Annotated in this window: 1 protein-coding gene and 2 pseudogenes; all 3 read left to right on the forward strand. The window is 67.4% G+C overall.

Annotation, left to right across the window (positions count from 1 at the left end; genetic code table 11):
* Window positions 1-52: 52 nt before the first annotated feature.
* Window positions 53-870: pseudogene (locus tag ACWD4A_RS35175) on the forward strand (winged helix-turn-helix domain-containing protein); the annotation flags it as partial.
* Window positions 871-1,485: 615 nt separating this feature from the next.
* Entirely contained in the window at window positions 1,486-2,916 is a 1,431-nt protein-coding gene (gene ltrA / locus ACWD4A_RS35180) for a group II intron reverse transcriptase/maturase (RefSeq protein ID WP_451200528.1), read from the forward strand.
* A 154-nt stretch (window positions 2,917-3,070) separates the two neighbouring features.
* Window positions 3,071-3,309: pseudogene (locus ACWD4A_RS35185) on the forward strand (transposase); the annotation flags it as partial.

The raw sequence follows: 3,309 nt of genomic DNA on the forward strand, positions 1-3,309 counted from the left end.
TCGTGATGTCGCAGGGGCTGACGGACAGTGGTCGTCGCGGTATGCCGGGGACATGAGGTATCCGCAAGGTGGTGGACTGACCGATGAACGGCGGGAGTTCCGTGAGCGGATCCGCCTGGAAGCGGCCGGGATGTTCGCCGACGGGCAGCCGTACAGGCTGATCGCGAAGCGATTACGGGTGAGTGTGCGTTCGGTCCAGCGGTGGCGGCTGGCATACGAGGCCAACGGGGAATCAGCACTGCGCTCGAAAGGGCCCGCATCCCGCCCGGAGCTGAGCGACAAGCTGTTCACGGCACTGGAGGAAGAGCTGGCCAAGGGGCCGGTTGCCCATGGTTGGCCGGACCAGACCTGGTCCCTGGCCAGGATCAAGACGCTGATCGGGCGCCGGTTCCACAAGACCCTCACCCTGTCGACGATCGCGCAGATGCTGCGGCGCCACGGATGGAGCCGCCAGGTCCCGGCCCGGCGGGCCGGGGAACGCGACCAGGACGCGGTGACCGGCTGGGTGAAGGAGACCTGGCCGCTGGTGGAAACACCGCGGCGCGCTCGGTGGCTGGATCGTCTTCGAGGACGAGGCCGGCTTCTCGATGTCGCCGCCCACCTGCCGCACTTGGGCCCGGCGCGGGCACACCCCGGTGATACGCGTCCGCGGGGGTTCCCGGGGGCGCATCTCGGTGGCGGCCCTGTGCTGTTACCGCCCCGGTGAACGGTCCCGTCTGATCTACCGGCCCATCTTCCACAGCCCCCATGGCGGTGCGACCAGAGCCGGGCGCCGGGGTTTCGCCTGGACCGACTGCCGCGACCTGCTCATCGCCGTTCACCAACAGCTCGCAGCTCGGCGCCCCGTTCGTGCTCGTCTGGGACAACCTGAAGTGCGCCACGAGGCGCGACGGAATCGAGTGGAGGTGAAAGGACTCCACCGCTGGGCGGTCGCAGCCGCCCGGTGAAGCTGAGGGCAGCCGCCGCCTGGGAGCGCAGGTGGCGGCGGGAAGCAGCCCTGCCAAAGTACGGGACGGGTCGGCACTGTCAGACGGCCTGGGTCCGGCAAGCAGTGAGGAGAAGGTGTACGAGAGGAACCGCTGTCTGACGCCCCGTAAGTGTCCCGCTCGGCTCAAATCTGACGGATACGGGCCGGGTTGCAGCGCGTGAGTCGTCACTCGTCTGGGTGGCGTTCAACTCCGAAGCCGGTTTTTAGGTCCGGTGAGGAGGCCAGGCCGAAAGTCTGCGGCGTAAGTCTGGCGAGGCTGTCGGGGTAGAGGCGGACACCTCCCTCTTCGATCGATTCCGTGGTGAACGTGGGAACCGCCCGCGGTCGCCCTTCCCGCCGGGCAGCCGGTCCGGCGGCGGGCAGGTCCGTTGCCGACTGATGGCCGTCGGGCGGGGCGGAGGTCTCGTAGTAGTCCGAGCGCGCGAGAGGCGCGTACATGGCGAAGGAGACCAGCAAGTCAGCAGTGGACGTACTGGAAGGTCAGGAGGCCGTCGCCGGTGAATACCGACGAGCTTGACTCCGTTCTCTTCGGGGCGGAGCGCAGGGTACTGAAGATCCAGACCAAGCTGCACTGTTGGGCCCGTGATGACCCTCATCGCAGGTTCGATGATCTGTTCAACCTCGTTGCCGATCCCGCGTTCCTTCTGGTCGCGTGGGATCGGGTGCGGGGCAACAGGGGAGCCCGCACGGCCGGAGTGGACGGGCGCACGGCCCGTTCCATCGAGGCCGAGCAGGGCGTCGTGAACTTCCTCGACGGGCTGCGGTCGCAGGTCAAGGACCGTAGTTTCCGCCCGCTGCCGGTGCGGGAGCGGATGATCCCGAAGGCGGGTGGCAAGTTGCGCCGCCTGGGGATCGCCACCATCGCCGACCGGGTGGTCCAGGCTTCCTTGAAGCTGGTGCTGGAGCCGATCCTCGAAGCGGATTTCCACCCGTGTTCCTACGGGTTCCGCCCGAACCGTCGCGCTCATGACGCCGTGGCCGAGGTGCGCTACTTCGCGTCCCGCTCTTACGAGTGGGTCGTCGAGGGCGACATCACGGCCTGTTTCGACGAGATCTCGCACACGGCCCTGATGGACCGGGTGCGGACACGCGTCGGTGACAAGCGCGTCCTGGCACTGGTGAAGGCGTTCCTCAAGGCAGGCATCCTCGGCGAGGACCGCATGCTGCGAGAGAACCGCGCCGGAACCCCGCAGGGTTCGATCCTTTCACCGCTGCTGAGCAATGTGGCCCTGACGGTCCTGGACGAGTACATCGCCCGAGGGCCCGGCGGGCCCGCATCCAGTCAGACGGAGAGGGCCAAGCGCCGTCGTCATCACCTGCCCAACTACCGGCTCGTCCGCTACGCGGACGACTGGTGCTTGATGGTGTCGGGCACGAAGGACGACGCCGAAGCCCTCCGAGAAGAGATCACAGGCGTCTTGTCCGTGATGGGCTTGCGCCTGTCGCCGGAGAAGACCCTGATCACCCACATCGACGAGGGCCTCGACTTCCTCGGCTGGCGCATCCAGCGCCACCGGAAACGGGGCAGCAACCGGCACTACATCTACACCTATCCGTCCGGCAAGGCTGTCAAGGCCATCATCGGCAAGGTCAGGACGATGTGCCGGACAACGGACACGAGCCAGCCGCTCGACGCCCTGCTGCGTCAGCTCAACCCGGCGCTCAAGGGCTGGTGCGTCTACTTCCGGCCCGGCGTGTCCAGCCGCACCTTCGCCTACCTGAGCTACTACACGTGGCGCCAGGTCGGGAGCTGGTTGCGCCGAAAGCATCGCCGGTCCACCTGGAAGGACCTCCGTCGCCGCTACTGCGACGTCGGATGGTGGCCGGCCTCGGAGGAAAGGCCGCTGTTCAACCCGGCGAAGGTGACCACTACGCGTTACCGCTACCGGGGAACAGTCATCCCGACACCTTGGCCCGGTCTGGAATGAGGACAACACACTGGTTCTGAACAGGACTTGTGGAGCGCCCGGTGCTCGGAAACGGGCACGCCGGGTGCGGGAAGCGGTCCGGGGAAACGGACCGGTCGACAAGACCGGAACCGCGCCCCGGATCGACTTCACCACCCACCGCACGAAAGGCTTTCGCGACTTCGTTGCCCGGCATGACTGGATCACGGTCTTCCAGCTGCCGTCCTACGCGCCCGGCCTCAACCCCGTCGAAGGCATCTGGTCCCTGTTACGCCGCAGTTCCCAGGCCAACACCGCGTTCACCGACCCCGACCAGCTCGTCCGGGCCCTCCGCCGTGGCCCCCGCGAGATCCAGTACCGCAGCCACCTCATCGACGATGCCTCACAGCGACCGGGCTCCGGACGACATCGCCC

The sequence above is a fragment of the Streptomyces sp. NPDC002537 genome (assembly GCF_053594975.1).